This is a genomic window from Pseudoalteromonas sp. Scap25, from assembly GCF_013394125.1.
In the GTDB taxonomy this organism is placed as follows: Bacteria; Pseudomonadota; Gammaproteobacteria; order Enterobacterales; family Alteromonadaceae; genus Pseudoalteromonas.
Genome location: NZ_CP041327.1, coordinates 697,503 through 717,920, shown reverse-complemented (window position 1 = coordinate 717,920; position 20,418 = coordinate 697,503). Strand labels below are relative to the sequence as shown.

At 40.2% G+C, this 20,418-nt stretch carries 18 protein-coding genes and 2 tRNA genes; 7 read left to right on the top strand and 13 right to left on the bottom strand.

Going from position 1 to position 20,418, the window contains the following annotated elements:
• Window positions 1-55 precede the first annotated feature (55 nt).
• The 3 genes from FLM54_RS03295 to FLM54_RS03285 form a co-directional block, all read right to left on the bottom strand.
• Window positions 56-1,195, bottom strand: coding sequence for a Na/Pi symporter (locus tag FLM54_RS03295; RefSeq protein WP_008114296.1), 1,140 nt, complete (start codon window positions 1,193-1,195; stop codon window positions 56-58).
• Between the two features lie 656 nt (window positions 1,196-1,851).
• Window positions 1,852-2,844 carry a fatty acid desaturase gene (locus tag FLM54_RS03290; RefSeq protein WP_178955143.1) on the bottom strand — a complete coding sequence of 331 codons (993 nt, stop codon included), beginning with the start codon at window positions 2,842-2,844 and terminating at the stop codon, window positions 1,852-1,854.
• A gap of 438 nt (window positions 2,845-3,282) precedes the next feature.
• Window positions 3,283-3,367 (bottom strand) — tRNA-Leu (locus FLM54_RS03285).
• Window positions 3,368-3,637: 270 nt separating this feature from the next.
• On the opposite strand from FLM54_RS03285, the gene FLM54_RS03280 reads away from it, so the two are divergent.
• Window positions 3,638-4,138 (top strand): RDD family protein, encoded by a 501-nt coding sequence (locus FLM54_RS03280; RefSeq protein ID WP_138571397.1) that lies wholly within the window; start codon window positions 3,638-3,640, stop codon window positions 4,136-4,138.
• A gap of 96 nt (window positions 4,139-4,234) precedes the next feature.
• On the opposite strand, the gene lptG is transcribed toward FLM54_RS03280, so the two are convergent.
• On the bottom strand, window positions 4,235-5,302 hold the full coding sequence (gene lptG / locus FLM54_RS03275) for an LPS export ABC transporter permease LptG (RefSeq protein WP_178955141.1): 1,068 nt from the start codon (window positions 5,300-5,302) through the stop codon (window positions 4,235-4,237).
• Entirely contained in the window at window positions 5,299-6,411 is a 1,113-nt protein-coding gene (lptF, locus tag FLM54_RS03270) for an LPS export ABC transporter permease LptF (RefSeq protein ID WP_178956840.1), read from the bottom strand. Before lptF ends, lptG begins: the two co-directional genes overlap by 4 nt.
• 307 nt (window positions 6,412-6,718) lie before the next feature.
• On the opposite strand from lptF, the gene pepA reads away from it, so the two are divergent.
• The 3 genes from pepA to FLM54_RS03255 all read left to right on the top strand — a co-directional run bounded on the left by pepA (window position 6,719) and on the right by FLM54_RS03255 (window position 11,760).
• Window positions 6,719-8,230, top strand: a complete 1,512-nt coding sequence (gene pepA / locus FLM54_RS03265) for a leucyl aminopeptidase (RefSeq protein WP_008112485.1) — start codon at window positions 6,719-6,721, stop codon at window positions 8,228-8,230.
• A gap of 172 nt (window positions 8,231-8,402) precedes the next feature.
• Window positions 8,403-8,849 carry a DNA polymerase III subunit chi gene (locus FLM54_RS03260; RefSeq protein ID WP_008112488.1) on the top strand — a complete coding sequence of 149 codons (447 nt, stop codon included), beginning with the start codon at window positions 8,403-8,405 and terminating at the stop codon, window positions 8,847-8,849.
• A 58-nt stretch (window positions 8,850-8,907) separates the two neighbouring features.
• On the top strand, window positions 8,908-11,760 hold the full coding sequence (locus FLM54_RS03255; protein ID WP_178955139.1) for a valine--tRNA ligase: 2,853 nt from the start codon (window positions 8,908-8,910) through the stop codon (window positions 11,758-11,760).
• Window positions 11,761-11,895: 135 nt separating this feature from the next.
• On the opposite strand, the gene FLM54_RS03250 is transcribed toward FLM54_RS03255, so the two are convergent.
• Window positions 11,896-13,197: an outer membrane protein transport protein gene (locus tag FLM54_RS03250; protein ID WP_138605243.1), complete on the bottom strand. Its 1,302-nt coding sequence runs from the start codon at window positions 13,195-13,197 to the stop codon at window positions 11,896-11,898.
• A gap of 282 nt (window positions 13,198-13,479) precedes the next feature.
• On the opposite strand from FLM54_RS03250, the gene FLM54_RS18800 reads away from it, so the two are divergent.
• Window positions 13,480-13,803: a hypothetical protein gene (locus tag FLM54_RS18800; protein ID WP_138605244.1), complete on the top strand. Its 324-nt coding sequence runs from the start codon at window positions 13,480-13,482 to the stop codon at window positions 13,801-13,803.
• Here FLM54_RS18800 and FLM54_RS03245 read toward each other — a convergent pair.
• Entirely contained in the window at window positions 13,763-14,980 is a 1,218-nt protein-coding gene (locus tag FLM54_RS03245; protein ID WP_138605245.1) for an HD-GYP domain-containing protein, read from the bottom strand. The genes FLM54_RS18800 and FLM54_RS03245 overlap by 41 nt on opposite strands.
• 269 nt (window positions 14,981-15,249) lie before the next feature.
• Window positions 15,250-15,324: transfer RNA gene (locus FLM54_RS03240), tRNA-Arg, on the bottom strand.
• 238 nt (window positions 15,325-15,562) lie between these two features.
• Between FLM54_RS03240 and FLM54_RS03235 the strand changes: the two genes are divergently transcribed.
• Window positions 15,563-15,745, top strand: coding sequence for a helix-turn-helix domain-containing protein (locus FLM54_RS03235; RefSeq protein ID WP_138605246.1), 183 nt, complete (start codon window positions 15,563-15,565; stop codon window positions 15,743-15,745).
• On the opposite strand, the gene FLM54_RS03230 is transcribed toward FLM54_RS03235, so the two are convergent.
• From FLM54_RS03230 to FLM54_RS03220, 3 genes are read right to left on the bottom strand one after another with little or no spacing between them, the layout of a single operon-like run.
• Window positions 15,742-16,545: a phosphotransferase family protein gene (locus FLM54_RS03230; protein WP_138605247.1), complete on the bottom strand. Its 804-nt coding sequence runs from the start codon at window positions 16,543-16,545 to the stop codon at window positions 15,742-15,744. The genes FLM54_RS03235 and FLM54_RS03230 overlap by 4 nt on opposite strands.
• 3 nt (window positions 16,546-16,548) lie before the next feature.
• Window positions 16,549-17,172 carry a nicotinamide riboside transporter PnuC gene (pnuC, locus tag FLM54_RS03225; RefSeq protein ID WP_138605260.1) on the bottom strand — a complete coding sequence of 208 codons (624 nt, stop codon included), beginning with the start codon at window positions 17,170-17,172 and terminating at the stop codon, window positions 16,549-16,551.
• Between the two features lie 30 nt (window positions 17,173-17,202).
• On the bottom strand, window positions 17,203-17,454 hold the full coding sequence (locus tag FLM54_RS03220; RefSeq protein ID WP_138605248.1) for a hypothetical protein: 252 nt from the start codon (window positions 17,452-17,454) through the stop codon (window positions 17,203-17,205).
• Window positions 17,455-17,554: 100 nt separating this feature from the next.
• Between FLM54_RS03220 and FLM54_RS03215 the strand changes: the two genes are divergently transcribed.
• Window positions 17,555-17,794, top strand: coding sequence for a DUF2960 domain-containing protein (locus tag FLM54_RS03215; protein ID WP_004588463.1), 240 nt, complete (start codon window positions 17,555-17,557; stop codon window positions 17,792-17,794).
• A 70-nt stretch (window positions 17,795-17,864) separates the two neighbouring features.
• On the opposite strand, the gene alr is transcribed toward FLM54_RS03215, so the two are convergent.
• Together alr and dnaB are read right to left on the bottom strand one after the other, a co-directional pair.
• A complete protein-coding gene (gene alr, locus FLM54_RS03210) occupies window positions 17,865-18,944 on the bottom strand; it encodes an alanine racemase (RefSeq protein ID WP_178955129.1) in 1,080 nt (359 codons plus the stop codon).
• Window positions 18,944-20,323, bottom strand: a complete 1,380-nt coding sequence (dnaB, locus tag FLM54_RS03205; RefSeq protein WP_010390854.1) for a replicative DNA helicase — start codon at window positions 20,321-20,323, stop codon at window positions 18,944-18,946. Before dnaB ends, alr begins: the two co-directional genes overlap by 1 nt.
• Window positions 20,324-20,418 lie beyond the last annotated feature (95 nt).

The window sequence follows — 20,418 nt, the reverse complement described above, 5'->3', positions numbered from 1 at the left end:
ACAAAAAATGCGCTATATAAGCTATATAGCGCATTCTTTTTATTCATTTATTTGCTTATCTAACGGCCAGTACAATTAAACCTGGCACCACAAAGAACGACCCTAACACATAGCCTAATGCAGCTGATTTATTCTTTGTACCAATTTCGGCTAGCTTTTCGGCTAACTTAAGCGGAATTTCACGTAGTACAGGAATTCCGTAAATTAGTGCAACCGCAAATACATTAAACATAACGTGTACTAAAGCAATCGTTAGCGCCACTTCAGCCATAGGCCCTGTAATTGATGTGGCAGCTAATAGAGCGGTAATGGTTGTACCAATATTAGCCCCTAGCGTAAATGGATAGATTTGACGTGTAGTAAACACACCACTTCCCGCAAGTGGGATCATTAAACTCGTTGTGGTTGACGACGACTGAACCATAACTGTTACCGCTGCACCTGATGTGATACCCGCGATAGGCCCGCGCCCAATTGCACCATGCAGTATATCTTTTGCAGTGCCAACCAATGCTTTTTTAAGTAGTTTACCTAATGTAGTTACGGCAAATAAAATCAAACAAATACCTGCTATAACCATCGCTGCACCTAGCATTTTTGTGTCTAGGAAGCTAAATGCATCTTTTATTACACCCACAGCAGGTTTAACAAGTGGTTTAATAAAGTTGTAGCTCTTTAATGATAAGTCGGCATCACCAATAAATAGGTGCGACAGAGCTGCGGACATTTTTTGCAGCAAACCAAACATTATCTCAAGCGGTAAAAATATAATAACGGCAAATAAATTAAAGAAATCATGAACCGTTGATGCTGCAAACGCACGTTGAAACTCTTCTTTAGAGCGAATATGACCAATAGACACTAAGGTGTTAGTAATAGTCGTACCAATATTTGCACCCATCACCATTGGAATAGCAATACTTAACGGTAAACCGCCAGCAACAAGGCCCACTATTACTGAAGTAACCGTTGATGACGATTGCACTAAAGCCGTTGCCAAAGCACCTAATAATAATGCAATAAACGGGTTGGTTGCGAATGCAAAAATTTCTTTTGCTCCCTCAGTACCGCCCGACGCTAATTTAAAACCACCACTGACAGTGCCAACGGCTACTAGGACTAAATAAACTAAAAAGGCGATAGCAGCCCAGTTAAGCGTTTTTATTAATAGCGTATTGCGCTTTGATTCACTCATGTTTAAATCTCAATTTTTGTCTTGCCGATTATGGCATTTTGATGACGTTTTTGTTTCAGAGCGCATTAGAACACCTAAATATTACAGAAATATTTCAATTCGATTAACGTGCTTCTTTATTCATAACTTAAAAATATAAGGTTAAAAAATCGAGTATAAGGCAAGCCATAACTTTAAAAATAAGTAATTAAAAAATTGATATTAAATTACATAGCGAAGCACTGAGTAGGAGCAATTGAGCACTAAGTTAAAATGTATTTAAGTAATGAATTAACTAAGTTCTGATGATCTTTTAAGGTTGAATTTTCAGCTGTTCCAAAGGCCATGCTAAGAGGCGATTTACTCTTTGTTGCCTGAATGGGTATAGGTAAGGAACATGAGCAAGACGCGGAAGCTTTGCTCGTTTTTCACTTATTCTTACAGGGATGTAAGCCAGTAGAATAACGCAGGAGCAGTTATCGAACCCACAAGGTTACAAACCTCGTATCGCGATTGAATTGCTCTAGTTTTAACGAATCTCAATCCGCAAAGGTCAGTAGACCCTAGGTATTTGAAACGGTTTTATGGACTTTACCTGATATTACTAGAGGCATTGCCTAGCATTAGACTAGGCAATATTAACAAAGCATCAATTGATAATTGGATAAAAATTAACATTATGATTGATACAAATTCGCTTGTTTTATACTGGCAAAATCATTAAAACGTACCCCGTGTTGGCGCATCACTTCAAGGATTTTTTTACTGATCATTTGTCGTAAATAAAACGGCTGATTCGGCACAAAATGATGAATAGTATGAGTATGCCCAAAGTTAAAGCAAAATAAATTAAATGGTATAAATAAACGGCTAGTAATAACATGAGTTTGTTCAAGCATATTATTCACACCGCCGTAATAATGCATACTTGAAGTAACAAAATTAAGTGAGCTCGAACGCACAATGTTAGGCACAATCAGCACCACCATTAGAAATTCGAACACATTCATTACATCAAGTAGAAATACCGGTGAGTTAGCCGCAATTGGGGTAAATAAATTGATTAAATGAAACGCTATCACACTGTATAAAATAGCAAAATAAGCAGTGGTAATTGGAAAACCAGCATTAAACACTTTAAAAAAACTAAACCCTTTAATTTCTCTACTAAAACGTTTTGCATTAATTAATAAGCCGAGTAATCCATCAATAATTACTAAGGCACGTAAAAACGGATTTTTAATACCATTACCTACCAAACGTTCTTCTAAATCTTGCTCAGTACCCGACGTTTTATGATGATGTAAATGCATCTTGCGACGGTACCATGGGCTTATGGTATTAGGACGCATCAGCCACACGGTTAACATCATAAAATTATGCAAAAATGGTTGGTTGCTAAAATACTGTTTATGAATTAAGTCGTGCTCAAGTTCATGAGAAATTGAGGTAGCAATCGCCGCTAAAATAATACATAGCCATGCGGGTATAATAGCAAAATAATACAGCGTGCCAATTCCTATTAACGCACTTAAAGAGAGTAGTAAAATAGCCATCCCTAAGGTATTTTGATGCATTAATAACGGGTGTTTTTTACGCAGTAATGCTTCTTCAGCCTTAATCGCTTTTACAATGGCTTGAATATTCTGTTTTGCGGTTAATTGAGTCATGATGTTTTATTCGCAACAAGAGGTTAAGGTATATAATACCCGAGTCAAAACACATTGCACAACTTAGCTAACTCATATCAATAAAAAATACGATTAAAGTCAGGCCTGTGTTTACTATCTAACCTTAGTTCTGGATAAGAAACCTATCTCAAGCAGAGCTTAAGGTTAGGTAAACCAAAACGTTTACAGGCCAAGTTTAGATCAAAACCTACTGCTTATAAAAGTAGCAATGTTGGACACATTTTTTGTAATTAAAATCCGGCCACTCAAATCTTAGGCATAAAAAAACCCCAACCAATTTGGTCGGGGCTATAAAAAGTGGTACCAGCGGCCGGACTTTTACTTATAACAGCGGCACCTCACGTGCCGCTCAAGTCCGGCAACTCAAATTTAAGACATAAAAAAACCCCTGCTAAATCTAGCAGGGGCTATAAAAAGTGGTACCAGCGGCCGGACTTGAACCGGCACGCCTTTCGGCAGGGGATTTTGAATCCCCCATGTATACCAATTTCATCACGCTGGCATCATTTTTCTTTAACCTTCTAACACGAGAAGATAAAGAAAAACCACTTAAGAGTGAAAGATTATGTACCCTCTCCCATCTCATTGCCTAGCATTATACAAACAATGAGCAAAGCGGCAAGCGTTTTATGTATTCAGCGTGATCGACCGCTTAACATTTAGGCAACCATTAACATTTGAGCCAATACCGAGTTAAGCACGTAGCGTAATAGGTAGTATTTAACGGCTTATTTGCTAAACTATCGCGCACATTAACAGTGAGAGTATATTTATGTCGGCTGAGTTTCCACGAGCAGGGTTTTGGCGTCGTTTTGCGTCATTGGTGTACGACACATTAGCTATTATCGCTTTTGCGATGCTAACGGTGGTATTGTATTTATTTGCTATTCAAGGGCTTATTTCCCTTGATGTTATTGCCCTTAATGGCGCTGAAGATGTATCTGCACGTATTCAGGATTCACTATTACTTTCTGGTATTCGCAGCTCGCTGCTGGTGCTTGTTGGCTTGGTATTTTTTGGTTATTTTTGGACAAAAAGTGGGCAAACAATTGGTATGCGAGCATGGCGCTTAAAAGTACAAACCAACCAAGGAAGTTTAATTAGCTGGCCACAAGCTATTATCCGCAGTATCAGCGCATTACTTGGTTTAGGGAATTTAGTGGTATTAGTCGACTTTAAAAATAAAAAAGCACTGCAAGATTACTTATCAAAAACCGAAGTAGTTACGCTCACCAAAGAAGAAAATAAACGCGTTTATCGCGAACTAGATTAATACTTAATCTAGTGAATTTGTATAGCCTCAAGCTAAAGCATAAAAAACGCGGCACTTTTAAAAAAGGCCGCGTTTTTATTTAAGCTTTAAGTCTAGCTACACCCGCTTATTCATTAAATAAGCTGCAAACCCAGTAAATAAAATGCTCGGCAGAACGGCGCCTATAATGGCTGGGATTTGATATACCATTACCACTGGGCCAAATATCTCATTAGTTAAGTGAAACACTATCCCCGTTACCACTCCCATGATAATTCGTGCCCCCATAGTTACGGTTCGCAGCGGACCAAATATAAACGATAAGGCAACCAACAACATCACAGCAATAGACACTGGCTGCATTAATTTACGCCATAACGCTAAATCATAGGTACTGGTGTCTTGCTCATTTTGCTGCAAATAAGCTAAATATGACCACAATCCTGAAAACGACAATGACTCTGGTTTTACTGAAACCACGCCAAGTTTTTCACCGGTAAGCTGAGATGGGTAAAACTCTTCAGTAACTTGCTCCGTGGTAATAAGCTCTTCACTGATCAATACTTTGTTCACATCGCGCAGTAGCCAGCCATTATCACGCCCTACTGCTTCTTTTGCTTTAGTAATTTGTGTAAGTAGCAACGACTTATCGAAGTGGTACATATTTACGCCGCGGAGCATGCCATTTTGGTCAACATCTTCAATATTAATAAAATTACTGCCGTCTTTAGCCCACACGCCTTTTTGCGCATTAAATACATCCCCACCATGAATAGCTTGGTTACGCATTTCCTTTGCATGCAACTGAGCGGCGGGCGCTCCCCACTCCCCTAATGCCATTACGCACAGGGCCATAAAAATAGCGGTTTTCATTACCGAGCCAATAATTTGTAAACGCGACATACCCGCGGCTTGCATCACTACCAGCTCACTATTAGAGGCCAAAGCACCTAACCCAGTTAAGCCACCAATAAGTGCCGCCATCGGGAAAAACACCACTAAATCGCCAGGCATACTATAAATTGTATATAGCAAGGCGGTCATAATGTCGTAACTACCTCGGCCAACCGATTTAAGCTGCTCTATAAATTTAATTAAAGTACTGATCCCCACCAGCACCATTAGTGCAAACCCAGTGGTTTGCATAATACTGCGACCTAAATACCAATCAAGCGTTTTCATCATACGTGTTGCTCCCGTTTAGTAACAACAGCTTTCAGCCAAGCACCTAATGGACGACCCCTAATAATTAATAAACTACCAATAAATAATGCACTTAAGTGAATCCACCACAGACCAATAGAAGGCGGAATTTTACCATCTTCTACCGCAAACTTAGCTGCATTAAGTAAAATGAAATACCCTAAATATAAGCTCAAAGCCGGTACTAATTTAGCAAATTTACCTTGGCGTGGATTAACAACGCTCAGGGGTACTGCAAGTAAAGTTAATAATGGAATAGATAACGGAATAGCTAAACGCCATTGCCACTGTGCAATTGCTTCTGGGGTATTAATGGTTATTAATTCACGAGTTGGCACGGCTTCTAACTTACGACGTTGATGTTCTATTTCTTGTTCGCGAATTTGTACGCTGTAGCCATCAAACTCAGTTAAGTTAAGTGAAGGCGCTTCGCCATCGGTCTCGTAACGTTTACCATCAGTAAGTACTAACTGCTGTTCACCATTCTGTGCTTCAATAACAACACCTTGCTCTGCATAAACTAATCGCGCTAAGTCGCCTTTTTCGCTATCGGGGAGTTGTGCCACAAAAACTTTGTTGAGCTCTTTGCCGCTATTTTCAATATTATGAATAAATACCACAGCTTTTTCGTTACCGGTTTGCTGAAAACGCCCAGCTCGAAGTGCAGATAAACCAGCATCAGCCTTGGCTTGTTCTTTAAGTTGGTATTCTTGTTCGCTTGCCCACGGTGCAATATACAGGGTAAGCACCGCCGCCAATAACGCTAAGATGACACTTGAAATTAGCGTAATACGCACTACATACCACTCACTCACGCCACAGGCTTTAAGTACAGTCATTTCACTGTCAGCGTAAATACGGCTATAAGCTAAAATAATCCCTAAAAATAAGCTCAGAGGCAAAATTAATGATGCTAACTGCGGTAATTTAAGCGCAATCATGGCAAACACAAGCTTTGCTGGGATACTCCCTTCTGAGGCATCACCAAGAATGACAACAAACTTTTGCGACAAAAATATGGTCATTAAAGTTAAAAATACGGCGACCTGCGATTTAAAAACCTCAGTGGTCAAATAACGGAAAATTAGCAACATTCGCCCCTGTTAAACATGGAATTTCAATATAGTAATAAAAAACAATGAGTGAACGAGTTAATTCACTCATTTTAAATGAGTATTAAGCACACATTATAAGCCATCAATATTAATTATCCTACCTAACATCACGATATAATGTTGCATTAGTAACCCTTAAGCATATAAAGTTCAAATACACAGTAAGAGTCGAGTAAAATCTACTAATATTAGCGCTAGACCTAAAAATTTAGGTAAAAAGACTAGAAAACACATTTTTAGTCCCAACTTAGCTTCTATAGATGACTCAAAATCAGGAGTGACAATGGAATTCAACGTAAAAAGTGGTAGCCCAGAAAAACAGCGCAGTGCATGTATTGTTGTTGGCGTATACGAACCACGCAGGTTATCCCCCATTGGTGAACAACTTGATAAAATCAGCGATGGTTATATCTCAAATTTATTACGCCGTGGCGACTTAGAAGGTAAGCCTGGGCAAGTACTACTATTACACCATGTACCCAATATTTTAAGCGAACGTATTCTACTCGTTGGCTGCGGTAAAGAACGCGAACTAGACGATAAACAATATAAACAAATTATTTCTAAAACTATCAACACCTTAAACGAAACAGGCTCGATGGAAGCAGTGTGCTTTTTAACTGAGCAACACGTTAAAGGCCGTGATACCTATTGGAAAGTGCGTCAAGCGGTAGAAACAACCCAAGACTGTTTATACACCTTCAATCAGCTAAAAAGTAAGAAAGTAGACCCACGTCGTCCACTGCGTAAAATGGTATTTAACGTTCCTACGCGCCGCGAACTGACTATAGGTGAAAGTGCCATTGAGCATGGCCTAGCGATTGCTGCTGGTAGCAAATTGTGCAAAGACGTTGCCAATATGCCGCCTAATATTTGTAATCCAGCGTATCTTGGCGAGCAAGCCAAAGAACTTGAGACTAATTTTGACAACATCACTGTTGAACTGATTGGCGAAGATAAAATGGCAGAACTAGGTATGAACTCATACCTAGCAGTTGGTCGTGGTAGTGATAACGAATCGGTTATGTCGATAATTAACTACAAAGGCGCAGGCGATGACCAAGCGCCTATCGTGTTAGTTGGTAAAGGCTTAACCTTTGACTCAGGCGGTATTTCATTAAAACCAGGCGAAGGCATGGATGAAATGAAATACGACATGGGTGGCGCTGCTGGTGTTATTGGTGCTATGCGCTCGCTTGCACAAATGCAGCTACCTATAAACGTAATTGGCGTTTTAGCCGGTTGTGAAAACATGCCAAGCTCAAACGCCTATCGCCCAGGTGATATTTTAACCACTATGTCTGGGCAAACGGTTGAAGTACTTAATACTGATGCCGAAGGCCGTTTAGTGTTATGTGACGCGCTAACCTATGTTGAGCGTTTTGAACCAGAAACCGTGATTGATGTTGCTACATTAACCGGTGCATGTATTGTTGCTTTAGGTGCCCACGCTACGGGTTTATTAGCAAACCATAATCCACTGGCGCATGATTTATTAAAAGCGTCTGAGCAAAGTGGCGATCGTGCATGGCAACTGCCATTATGGGATGATTATCAAGATCAACTAGAAAGCCCATTTGCCGACTTTACTAACTTAGGTGGCCGAGCTGCAGGTACTATTACTGCGGCCTGTTTCTTATCTAAATTTACTAAAAAGTATAACTGGGCACATTTAGATATTGCCGGTACGGCATGGCGCAGCGGCGCTAAAAAAGGCGCAACGGGTCGCCCTGTACCTATGCTAACTCAGTATTTATTAAACCGAGCAGGCATTAGCGAAGCAACCCAAGACTAACAAACCTGTAAAAGGCTTCACAGCCCAATATAGAGTATAAAATAAGGCGCTTTTAAAGCGCCTTATTTATTGGGTATTAATTGAAGCAAACCCCGTTATATGGCAAAATCCCCTTCTTAATTTGTGTGTATTTAATAACAGCACAATCAATGTCATGGGAAATCCCGATACAATGAACATGAATGCCCAGTTTTTCATTTTAAAGCAACAAGATGAGTCATTAGCTAAAGCCGATGATCACTTTGCTTTAGCAGCTCAAATAGCTGGGCAACAGTATCGGCTTGGTCAACGCGTATTTATTTTTGTAGACAGCGAAGCAACCGCCAACAGCATTGACGAAACTATTTGGACATTTGATGCCGACAGTTTTGTGCCCCACAATTTACAAGGTGAAGGCCCAAAAGGCGGCGCACCTGTAGAAATTGGCACAACACCACCTGTTGGTAATCGTAAAGTATTAATTAACTTGGCCAATCACTTACCGGATTTTATTCGTCGGTTTAACCAAGTTTTTGATTTTGTACCCGTAGAGCCCGTAGCCAAACAAGCCGCTCGTGAGCGCTTTAAAAAACTACGCCAACTCGGTGCCAATATCACCACGCAAGATATTAATCGCTAACGCTCACTGCGTACAAAGCTAACTAACTAATTTAAGTACTTATTTAAGGTTCTGTGTAATGGATAAAACCTACAATCCGCAAGATATTGAACAGTCTCTATATCAAGACTGGGAACAAAAAGGCTACTTTAAGCCATCTGGCCAAGGCACCCCATATTCAATTATGATCCCGCCGCCAAATGTCACGGGTAGCTTACACATGGGCCACGCTTTCCAAGATACCATCATGGATACCTTAACGCGCTTTAAACGTATGCAAGGTAACAATACATTATGGCAAGTAGGTACTGACCACGCAGGTATTGCCACGCAAATGCTAGTAGAGCGAAAGCTTGCGGCAGAAGAGGGTAAAACACGCCACGATTTAGGCCGTGATACATTTATCGATAAAATTTGGGAATGGAAAAACGAGTCTGGTGGCACAATCACTAAACAACTTCGCCGCTTAGGTGCTTCTGTTGATTGGGACCGTGAACGTTTTACTATGGACGATGGCCTATCAGAAGCTGTTAAAGAAGTATTTGTACGCCTTCATAAAGAAAACCTAATTTACCGTGGTAAACGCCTAGTAAACTGGGATCCAAAGTTACACACTGCGATTTCTGATCTTGAAGTAGAAAACAAAGACAAACAAGGCCATATGTGGAACTTACGTTACCCACTGGCTGATGGCGTAAAAACGCAAGACGGTAAAGACTATATTGTTGTAGCCACTACGCGCCCAGAAACTATGTTGGGTGACTCAGGTGTGGCAGTAAACCCAGATGACGAGCGCTACCAAGACCTAATCGGTAAAGAGATTTTACTACCGATTGTTAATCGTCGTATTAAAATTGTTGCCGATGAACATGCCGATAAAGACAAAGGTACGGGCTGTGTAAAAATAACCCCTGCGCACGACTTTAACGATAACGAAGTTGGTAAGCGCCACAAGATGCCGATGATTAATATCTTCGACAAAGACGCGGCTATTTTAACCCAAGGTGAAACATACACCTTTGATGGTAAAGAACTTGAATTTGATGCGCCAATTCCTGAGCGCTTACATGGCCTGGACCGTTTTGACGCACGTAAAGCGATTATTGCTGAATTTGAAGAGCTAGGCCTACTTGAAAAAATTGAAGACCATGGCCTAACCGTTCCTTACGGTGACCGCTCTGGTGTTGTTATTGAACCACTACTTACTGACCAATGGTATGTACGTGTTGCACCACTTGCTGAACCTGCAAAAGACGCAGTTAAAAACGGCGACATCCAATTTGTACCTAAGCAATACGAAAACATGTACTTTTCGTGGATGAATGACGTACAAGACTGGTGTATTTCACGCCAGCTTTGGTGGGGTCACCGTATTCCAGCTTGGTACGACAGCGAAGGCAACGTATACGTTGGTCGTGATGAAGCAGAAGTACGCCGCGATAACAATATTGCAGATAGCGTAGCGCTTAGCCAAGACGAAGACGTTCTTGATACGTGGTTCTCATCAGCACTGTGGACCTTCTCAACCCAAGGTTGGCCAGAAAATACCGATGACTTAAAAACCTTCCACCCATCTGACGTGTTGGTAACCGGTTTTGATATCATTTTCTTCTGGGTTGCACGTATGATCATGATGACGCTGCACTTTATAAAGGATGAAAACGGCAAACCACAAGTTCCTTTTAAAACCGTGTATGTAACTGGCTTAATACGTGACGATAACGGCGATAAAATGTCGAAGTCTAAAGGTAACGTACTTGACCCACTTGATATGATTGACGGCATTGGCCTTGAAGACTTAGTACAAAAGCGTACTGGTAACATGATGCAGCCTAAACTTGCCGCTAAAATTGAAAAAGATACCCGCAAAGTATTTGCAAACGGTATTGAAGCACACGGTACCGACGCACTGCGCTTTACCCTAGCAGCCATGGCTTCAACTGGTCGTGATATAAACTGGGATATGAACCGCCTTGAAGGCTACCGTAACTTCTGTAACAAATTATGGAACGCAAGCCGTTACGTATTAATGAACACAGAAGAGCAAGACTGTGGCTTTAACGAGAGCGAAAAACAGTACTCGTTAGCTGATCGTTGGATTTTAGGCCAATATGAAGCCACGGTTAAAACCTACACTGAGCACCTTGATAACTACCGTTTTGATTTAGCAGCGAACACGCTGTATGAATTCACCTGGAATCAGTTCTGCGATTGGTACTTAGAACTGACAAAGCCGGTACTATTTAAAGGCAATGAAGCACAGCAACGCGGTACACGTCATACACTTATTACGGTACTTGAAAGCTTATTACGCTTAATGCACCCAATGATGCCTTACATCACTGAAACGATTTGGCAACGTGTTGCACCACTTGCTGGCCTTGAAACAGCGGGTACCAGTATTATGGTTCAGGGTTTCCCTGTTTATAATCAAGCCAATGTTGATGCACAAGCAATGGACGATTTAGAGTGGGTTAAGCAATTCATTTTAGCGATTCGTAATATTCGTGGTGAAATGGATATCAGCCCAAGTAAACCACTTAGCGTTTTACTGGCTAACGCATCAAGCGATGATGTGCGCCGTATTAACGAAAATGAATCGTTTTTAGCGTCACTCGCTAAGCTTGAAGCATTTACTCTGCTTGAAAACAAAGACGATGCCCCAGCGTGTGCAACCTCTTATGTTGGCAACCTTGAGATTATGATCCCAATGGCGGGCTTAATTGATGTGGAAGCTGAGCTTGCACGTATCAACAAGCAACTTGAAAAAGCAGAGAAAGGCCTAGCGCAAGTGCAAAATAAACTGGCTAACGAAAAGTTTGTTAACAATGCACCTGAAGCGGTACTTGCTAAAGAAAATGCTAAGCTAGCTGAATTTACCGATGCTAAAACTAAGCTACTAGAGCAAAAAGTTAAAATAGAAAGCTTATAATTAAACCAGTACGAATGGCTTATGCCATTCGTAAACAGTTAATTTATAAGTATAAAAAAGCCGCTTACTTCATTTGAAGTAAGCGGCTTTTTTGTGTCTAGGCTCTAGGCTCTAGGCTCTAGGCTCTAGGCAGAATTAGAATGTGTAGTTATACTGAGCACCTAATAATACTGCATGACCTTTTGATTCAAAAGACCATTGCTGTGGTAATGTTTCGCTTTCTACTTTTTCAGTAAAGTTTTGTGTTTTACCACGTAATACGCTCACACCTAAATCAACATTTGAGTTTTCATCGATCGCATAGTTACCACCAAACGAGAACCAAAAACGGTCTGTATCAGGGATAGAAATTGATAAATGCTGTTGTGATACTGGTGATTCATCAAACGCAAAACCAGCACGAAGCATTAAGTTTTCACTGTACTGGTAATCAGTACCGATTGAGTAGCGCAGTGCATCAGAGAAATCTTCTGTTTTTTCAAACGCGCTGAACTTACCACCTGTAGGTGCAGTAACTTGTGCTTCTAATGAATCAAAGCTGCTCCAACCTGTCCACAATACGCTGTAGTGAACGCCTAGTTTTTTATCTAATTGGTGAGAACCAGAGAACTCAGCAATTGCTGGTAATGTAATTTCAACTGAGCCAGGTAATTCAACTTGACCGTTTAACCCACCTGGAATAAATGAAGGTAGTTCATTCGAGTACTCACCTTCAAAAGTAATATCTGTTTCTGTACGGTAATTAAAACCAAAGCGGCTATTTTCATCTAATTGGTACATTAAACCAACGTTTAAGCCGTAACCCATGTCATCACCTTCAAGGTGAACAGCATCAGCACTTGCAGGAATAGATGCAATAGCAGGGTTTACTGGAGGTACAACACCAAACTTACGAATAATCTTCGCTTCTGCATAAATTGCATTTAAACCAATACCAAAGCTAAACTGCTCTGAAACTTTATAAGCAACGCTTGCGTTCATGTTTACCGTAACAATTTCAGTTTCACCGGCAATTTGGCCAGCTGCGTAATCATCGTTAAACTCAGTTGCTAAGCCAAAGTTAGAAAATGCACCAAAACCAACTGATACTTTATCATTTACTGGCATAGTGAAATAACCAGCAGGAATAATCGCGCTCGGTGCGATGCTGTCATCATCTAGTACGCTGTTATCTAAACCGTAGACATTACCTGTACCTTCAAGGCTCACGTCAGGAATTACAGCCATAGCTGCAACACTAAGTTGCTTCTCTTTAAACAACGTCATTAATGCTGGGTTACGTGCAACCACAGACGCATCGTCTGCTACAGACGCTTCACCTGCGTATGCGCGGCCTAAACCAGATACGTTTTGTTCAGCAAGCTGAAAAGCCGCTGCAAAGGTATCAGCTGAAACAAATGCCAGCGATGCCGCAATAAGAGTTTTAGTAAATTTCATTGTTGTGTCCTTAGCCAAACTCACTGTTTGGATAGCTATGTGTGTTGTTATTAGGATTTCAAACCCGCGTACACTACCTTAATTTTTTATAAAAAACTCTAATAAAACGTTAAAAAACATCAAAAAACACGTTTTTTAACTACATTTTAACAACTATTTAAAACTCATCGGAGCAGAAGTATGGTATTAGAGTATATACTCTAATGCTATTAATTCTCATTTGCATTGACTTACCTTGCGTTGCAATTTACACTGCCAATAAAGTCACCAAGGGAGAAGACAGTGATCATTTTACTTATTGTTACAGCGCTTATTTTTTGCGGTATAAGTGTTTATTTTTTTTATAAAGCAAATTATTGCGCGTGTACGCAGGCAGGTAAATGTGACAACCCAGTCAATCACTATTGGTTAGCAGCCATTAGTATGGCGATTATTTCTTTGGTTTTTTGCTGCTTAGCACTGCATGTAGAATTAGGTACGTTATTGTGGATAACGTTAATGGGTAATTGCTTTTTAGGTGGGTATATTTCTGCTAAAACAAACAGAAAAAGACGATGCCAAAAGACTAAAGCAGTAGATGCTCTTTTAAAAGTCGAGGCAAGTTAATTTTATAATCAGCAGGTTTTACACTTGCTTGTATTTTTACTTCATCATTATTTAAGCTCAAATCAATATCTTTTGCGGTAACATGATGGTTATGTTTTGCGTTATAAAAAAGCTTAACTTTAGGTTTAATTGGGTTTGAATGATTGCCCTCTAGGACCAAGGCCAAACGCTCATTGGTTAACTTAACAATAGTACCCACAGGGTGAACACCTAAGCACTTTATAAATAGCTGTACTAACTCTGCATCAAATAGCTGTTTGTTTGCCAACAAATAACGCAGTGCATTTATAGGCTCGTCCCCTTCTTGATGCGGCCTGTCTGCTGTGAGTGCATCGTATACGTCAACAATCGCTAAAATCCGAGCAGGACGACTTATTTTGCTGTCATCGACTCCTCGAGGATAACCAGAACCATCAAGGCGCTCATGATGATTTACAATCATATCCAGCATTAAAGTGGTGATACCTTTCTCACCTTTTAATAACCCTAAGCATTGTGCAACATGCTTTTTTATTGCCGTCATCTCATTACCCGTAACTTTGCCAGGCTTTGAGAATATTCCTTGAGGTAATTTAGCCTGCCCTAAGTCATGCATCAGTGCCCCCATAGCAAGCTCCTGAACCACTTCGCGTTTATACCCTAAATACTTAGCGAATACCGCTGTAAATATGGTGCAATTGATCATATGACGCCAGTTATAGCTATGTTTATCTTTTATGCGAGTTAAAATAGTCATAGCATGTTCATTGCGAAATACAGAGCTAACTATTTCATTACTTATCTCATTAAGCGCATCAGTATTCAGAGACAAACCTGAGGTTAAATCACCAAAAATACTTTGTAGTTTTCTGTTGTGGGCATCATAACTAACGCTGGCTTTGGCAAACTCTTGTTGCAAGCTGACAACTCGCTTTTTACTGGCGGGCTTGTCTTGATTTGTAGCAGCGGCTTGTGGTTTTTCTTTTTCTTTATATTTAGCCGGTACAGCCACATCACTTTTCGTAAAATCAATAAGAAGCTCTAGCACTCCTTCAGTGATTAAACGCTGAATTATAGATTTATCACGTACCAAACCGCTGGTTTTAATTTTTATACCATCCACACTCTCCTGCTGCTTCGTCACGCTATTTACGTACATGCCGGGAATGAGCTCTGATATAGGTAAGGTAACTAACATAAATGTGAGGGGTTCTATAATTAAGGGATATTTACTTTAATAGCATTATTTGGCTATAAAAGTCTAGCTTTTGATTTTAGGGTAATAATAAATCATTAATACTAACAATCTTGCGACTGTTAATACTAAACTAAAAACACAGCACTGAATATACGCCTAACGGTGTAAATTAGATTGCTACAAGCATTATTATTTAACGAAGAATAAAAATAGCAAGCTAGTTTAAATAGCTTTAATGGTTTTTAAGGGGAGTAAAAAGTAAACGCAAATGGCGCTCTCGGTAGGGATCGAACCTACAACTCAGCCTCCGGAGGGCCACGTGATATCCATTTCACCACGAGAGCACATTTGTTGCCGCCACATCAACTCGCGATATCAATGCTTTAGCATGCGCAATGATAAAGGCATCTTGGTATAAATACCAGCATGTTGCGTTTACATGTCTATAATTTAAACTAATCACTTAACAAAAGGCGAAAAAAGCGCTATTTATTTATATTCTATAAAAAAACAGTAACGCTTTAGATACATATTATCTATTATTGTCACTGAACGGATAGATTTAAACATGAGGAAGTAATTATGAAGTTAATGTCAACAGAACAAGTTGCTGAGTTTTTAGGAGTTAAAGTCGAGCGAGTTAAACGCTTAACACGCGAAAGCTTACTTATTGCCAAAAGTGAAGATGCTAATGGCGAACCACAATATGACTCCGATGAAGTAGCTAAATATAAAGAGCTAGCAGCTCGATTTGGTGGGCTTTAACTCCCCATTGATGCTAAAAGCTCATCCAATTGCGCGCGCAATTCAACAACTTTGTTGTTGATGGCGCGTTGCTCATACCAGCCTATACATAACAGCAAATAAACTACTTGGTAACACTCAAGCTTGTGCATAGATAAGTAAAATAGCTTTGATGCCGTGTATACTTGATAACTTTTAAGCAAAGCCTGTTTAGCTGAACTATCTAAGTTAAAACTAACGGCTAGCGCAGCAAGATCAAAATAAACATCGTTAGTTTGTGCGTATTCAAAGTCAATTAAATAGACGCCTTTTGGGTTAACGATTATATTTTCTTTTACTAAATCATTATGGCAAAAGCCGTGTTCTATGGGCATATTGGCAATGCTTTCCAGTACTTTATTTAAGTACTTATCAAACTGTTTAAACACCAATAAATGCCGATAGGCTTGCAATTGTGATGCAATATCCATCGTTTGAGTATCAGTTGTATAAGCGTGCACTTTAGCCAGCTTAGCCAATAGCGGCATAGCTAAATAAGACTCTGCAACCTCTCCCTCTACATAAGTAAAAGCCGCTCGCTTATTTTGTTTATCGAGCCAAATAGGTGCAGGGCAAACTTGCTGCTTACTAAGCTCATATTGAGCATTTAGCGCGACTTCTGGCCAACATGATTGATAACATTTTAATAAGTAAGATTGGGAATCAGTACGTATTAAAAAGTTATCGTTACTTAAACCATTAACCAAATACTCTGTTGAGGTTATTTTGCTAGGTGCTAAAAACGCACTACAAATATTAACTAACTGAGAATGCTGTTTCATGAATTATAGCTGCGCCATTGGTTTTGCTTGGCTTTGCTCATACTCTTCGTACCACGTTTTAAACCCCCACGCTGCCATAACGGTATAAAATATAAAAAGCACGAGTGTTGGGTAATAACCTTTTTCGTAATACAAATACATTGATGCAGCATCAATCACTATCCAATATAACCAATTTTCGAGTACTTTTTTAGCTACTAGGTAAGTGGTGACTACTGCAAAGCAGGTAGTAAAACTATCCAGATAAGCAAAGTCTGCATGGGTGTAATTTTGCATCACGTAACCAATCGCTAATGACGCTAGCGTGGTTAATACTATTAAAATGATATGTCGGTTCACAGGCCACGATGTAATCAAACGTTGCGCTTGATTAGCTTTACCTTTTCGCCACACAACCCACCCAAACACAGCCATGTACATGTAATAAAAGTTCAGTAATGACTCCATTAGCAACGCGCCATTCCAATACATTATGGTATAAATAAGCGTACTAAAAAAAGCCGCAGGCCAGCACCATAAATTCTCTTTTATGGCTAATAATAAATACGCCATTGATAAAGCCACCGCAATATACTCCCAATGCGACATGGCAGTGAAACCACTCAGTATTTGCGTTATAAAATCCATCATTATAAAACGACCGTATTTGTTAGGAGGCTATTCGGGAGATAAATCGCCCGAGATAAATTTACACACAAAGATAGCTTTACCATATTGCTCGTATGAATGTTTAATCTCTGTACTGATCACTTGCATTACTAAGTCATAATCACCAAATATTTGAGTCGACATGGTATTCGTGATCACTTTGAGCTCTTCATAGGCATTTACTCTGTCGATAAAGCCTTTAATAAAAGGAATATAATCTTGATGAAGCGGGTATTTACTGATCTCTACTGATAATTTCATTTCAAACTCAACTTTTTAATTATTTGATTTCAACTAATCATTCAACGCAACTTAAATACAGTGTAAAATTACACTAACACTCAATATAACTGAGCTTATTATGGCACGCAGAATTACCTATACTTTTAAAAATCAACCGCGCGAAATTAACTTCGCAAAAGATAAATACCACGATATGTATCAGGCTATTGCGGCTGCTGAGGGTATCGATTTAACTAATTACTTAAACATGGTACGCCAAATTGAAATGACCTCTAAAGGTTCATCGGCGGTACGCAATTTTCGCGACCAAGAGTTTGCACGTATGGGCTTTAGCGATATTTACTTTATAAAAGAGTAACGATACCGATTAAGTGAGCATCACGATCATTCTAGTAATGTAAACCTACTGGGTATTTTTAAAGTAAATATTAGCGCTGGTACTCATAACTTACGCGTGGTGTAATATTACACAATAACTCGTAAGATATAGTATCAGCACATTGTGCAATCTCTTCTACTGGTAACTCCGGTCCCCACATAATCACCTCATCACCCACCTGAACGTTGTGCTCGTTATTACCTATATCAAGGGTGATCATGTCCATGGCTACACTACCCACAATACCGTAACGATGCCCATTAATAATCACGGGTGTGCCTTCTTTTGCATGACGCGGATAACCATCACCATAGCCCAGTGCAACCACAGCCAACATCGTAGGCTTATCACTATGCCAGCGGCCGCCATAACCTACTTGTTCATGTGCCCCTACATTGCGCACAGCTATTACCTTAGTGGTTAAGCGCATTACAGGCTTTAATTGATGATCTTTACCTGTGTGATTGGCCATAGGCGATACACCGTAAAGCATTAGCCCGGGTCTAACCCAATCACCATGACCACTTGGCCACGCTATAATTCCCGCAGAGTTTGATAAACAATGGGCTTGATCAACCTCTTGGGTTAAATTATCGAACAAACTTATTTGCTGCACTGTTTTAGTATTTTTTACATCATCGGCACAGGCAAAGTGAGTCATTAAATTTATTTTGTTTTGTGCATTTGGGCTGGCTTGTAGTCGCTGATAAAACATATCAAACTGCTCAGGCGCAATACCTAAGCGATGCATCCCGGTATTTATTTTTAACCAGCAATTTAAAGGCGCATCTAGCTGCGCACTTTCCAGCATTTTCAGCTGTATCTCATCATGAATAATGGTTTGAAAATTATTCGCCAGTAAAATAGGTAAGTCTTCTTGATGAAAAAAGCCTTCTAGCAACACAATCGGTTTTGTAAGGCCACCTGCACGCAGCGCTAACGCTTCATCTATACGCGCAACCGCAAATGCATCTGCTTCATTTAAGTGTTGCGCAATAGTGACTAAACCATGCCCATAAGCATTCGCTTTAAGTACGGCTATTACTTTACTATTGGGCGCAAAGCGTTTTACCTGTGCTAGGTTATGTTCAAGCGCGGTTAAATTAATTTCAGCAGTGGCTAAGCGCATTAGTAATCATCATCTACAGCAGGCCCCGCGTAATTATCAAAGCGAGAGAATTGACCTTGGAAGGTTAGGCGCACTTTACCAATCGGACCGTTACGCTGTTTACCGATAATAATTTCGGCAATACCTTTTTCAGTACTGTCTTCGTTGTATACTTCATCACGATAAATAAACATGATCAAATCGGCATCTTGCTCAATAGAGCCCGACTCACGTAAATCTGAGTTAATTGGACGTTTATCAGCACGTTGCTCTAGAGTACGGTTAAGCTGCGATAGAGCAACAACCGGACACTGCAACTCTTTTGCTAATGCTTTGAGTGAGCGTGAAATTTCGGCAATTTCTAAGGTACGGTTATCTGACAAGCTAGGTACACGCATTAATTGCAGGTAATCGACCATGATCATACTGATACCACCATGATCACGTGCTATACGACGTGCACGTGAGCGAACATCGGTAGGTGTTAAGCCTGAGGCATCATCAACGTACATTTTGCCTTTTTCCATGAGTAATCCCATGGTTGATGAAAGGCGCGCCCAGTCATCGTCATCTAGCTGACCAGTACGTACTTTAGTTTGGTTAATTCGGCCAAGGGACGCCAGCATCCTCATCATAATTTGTTCAGAGGGCATCTCTAGAGAGTAAATAAGCACTGGCTTGTCTTGAGTCATTGCGGCATGTTCAGCAAGGTTCATAGCAAAAGTGGTTTTACCCATTGATGGACGCGCTGCCACAATAATTAAATCAGATGGCTGCAAACCTGTAGTCATTTTATCAAGATCAGCATACCCCGTGCTCACACCGGTCACACCATCTTGTGGTGACTGGTAAAGCTCTTCTATTTTATCAACGGTTTTTTCAAGTATGTTGTGAATGCTTTGTGGGCCTTCACTACTTTTTGTACGCTGCTCAGCAATTTTAAATACTTTACTTTCAGCAAAATCAAGTAAGTCGTGGCTAGTACGCCCTTCAGGATTAAAACCCGCTTCGGCTATTTCATTGGCAACACCAATCATTTCGCGAACAACGGCGCGCTCGCGAACAATACTTGCGTAAGCGTCAATATTGGCAGCACTTGGGGTGTTTTTTGCTATTTCGGCTAAATACGCGAATCCACCAATACCTGACAACTGGTTATTTTTTTCTAAACTCTCAGAAATTGTGATTAAGTCAATCGGATCACCAATTTCAGCAAGAGCCGTCATCGCCTCAAAAATAAGCTTATGGGTACGGGTATAAAAATCCTGCGCCACAACAAGTTCAGCTACGCGATCAAATGCTTGGTTATCAAGCATCAAACCACCTAAAACAGATTGTTCAGCTTCTATTGAATGGGGAGGAACTTTAAGAGTGTCGACTTGCTTATCTGGTTTGGCCATAACTTCACAGTACTAAAATTGAATAGCTCTATTCTATCGACTTGGCGGGGCTGTGCAAATAGCAAAGCAGGAAATCTTTTCCTGCTTTTTGTTAC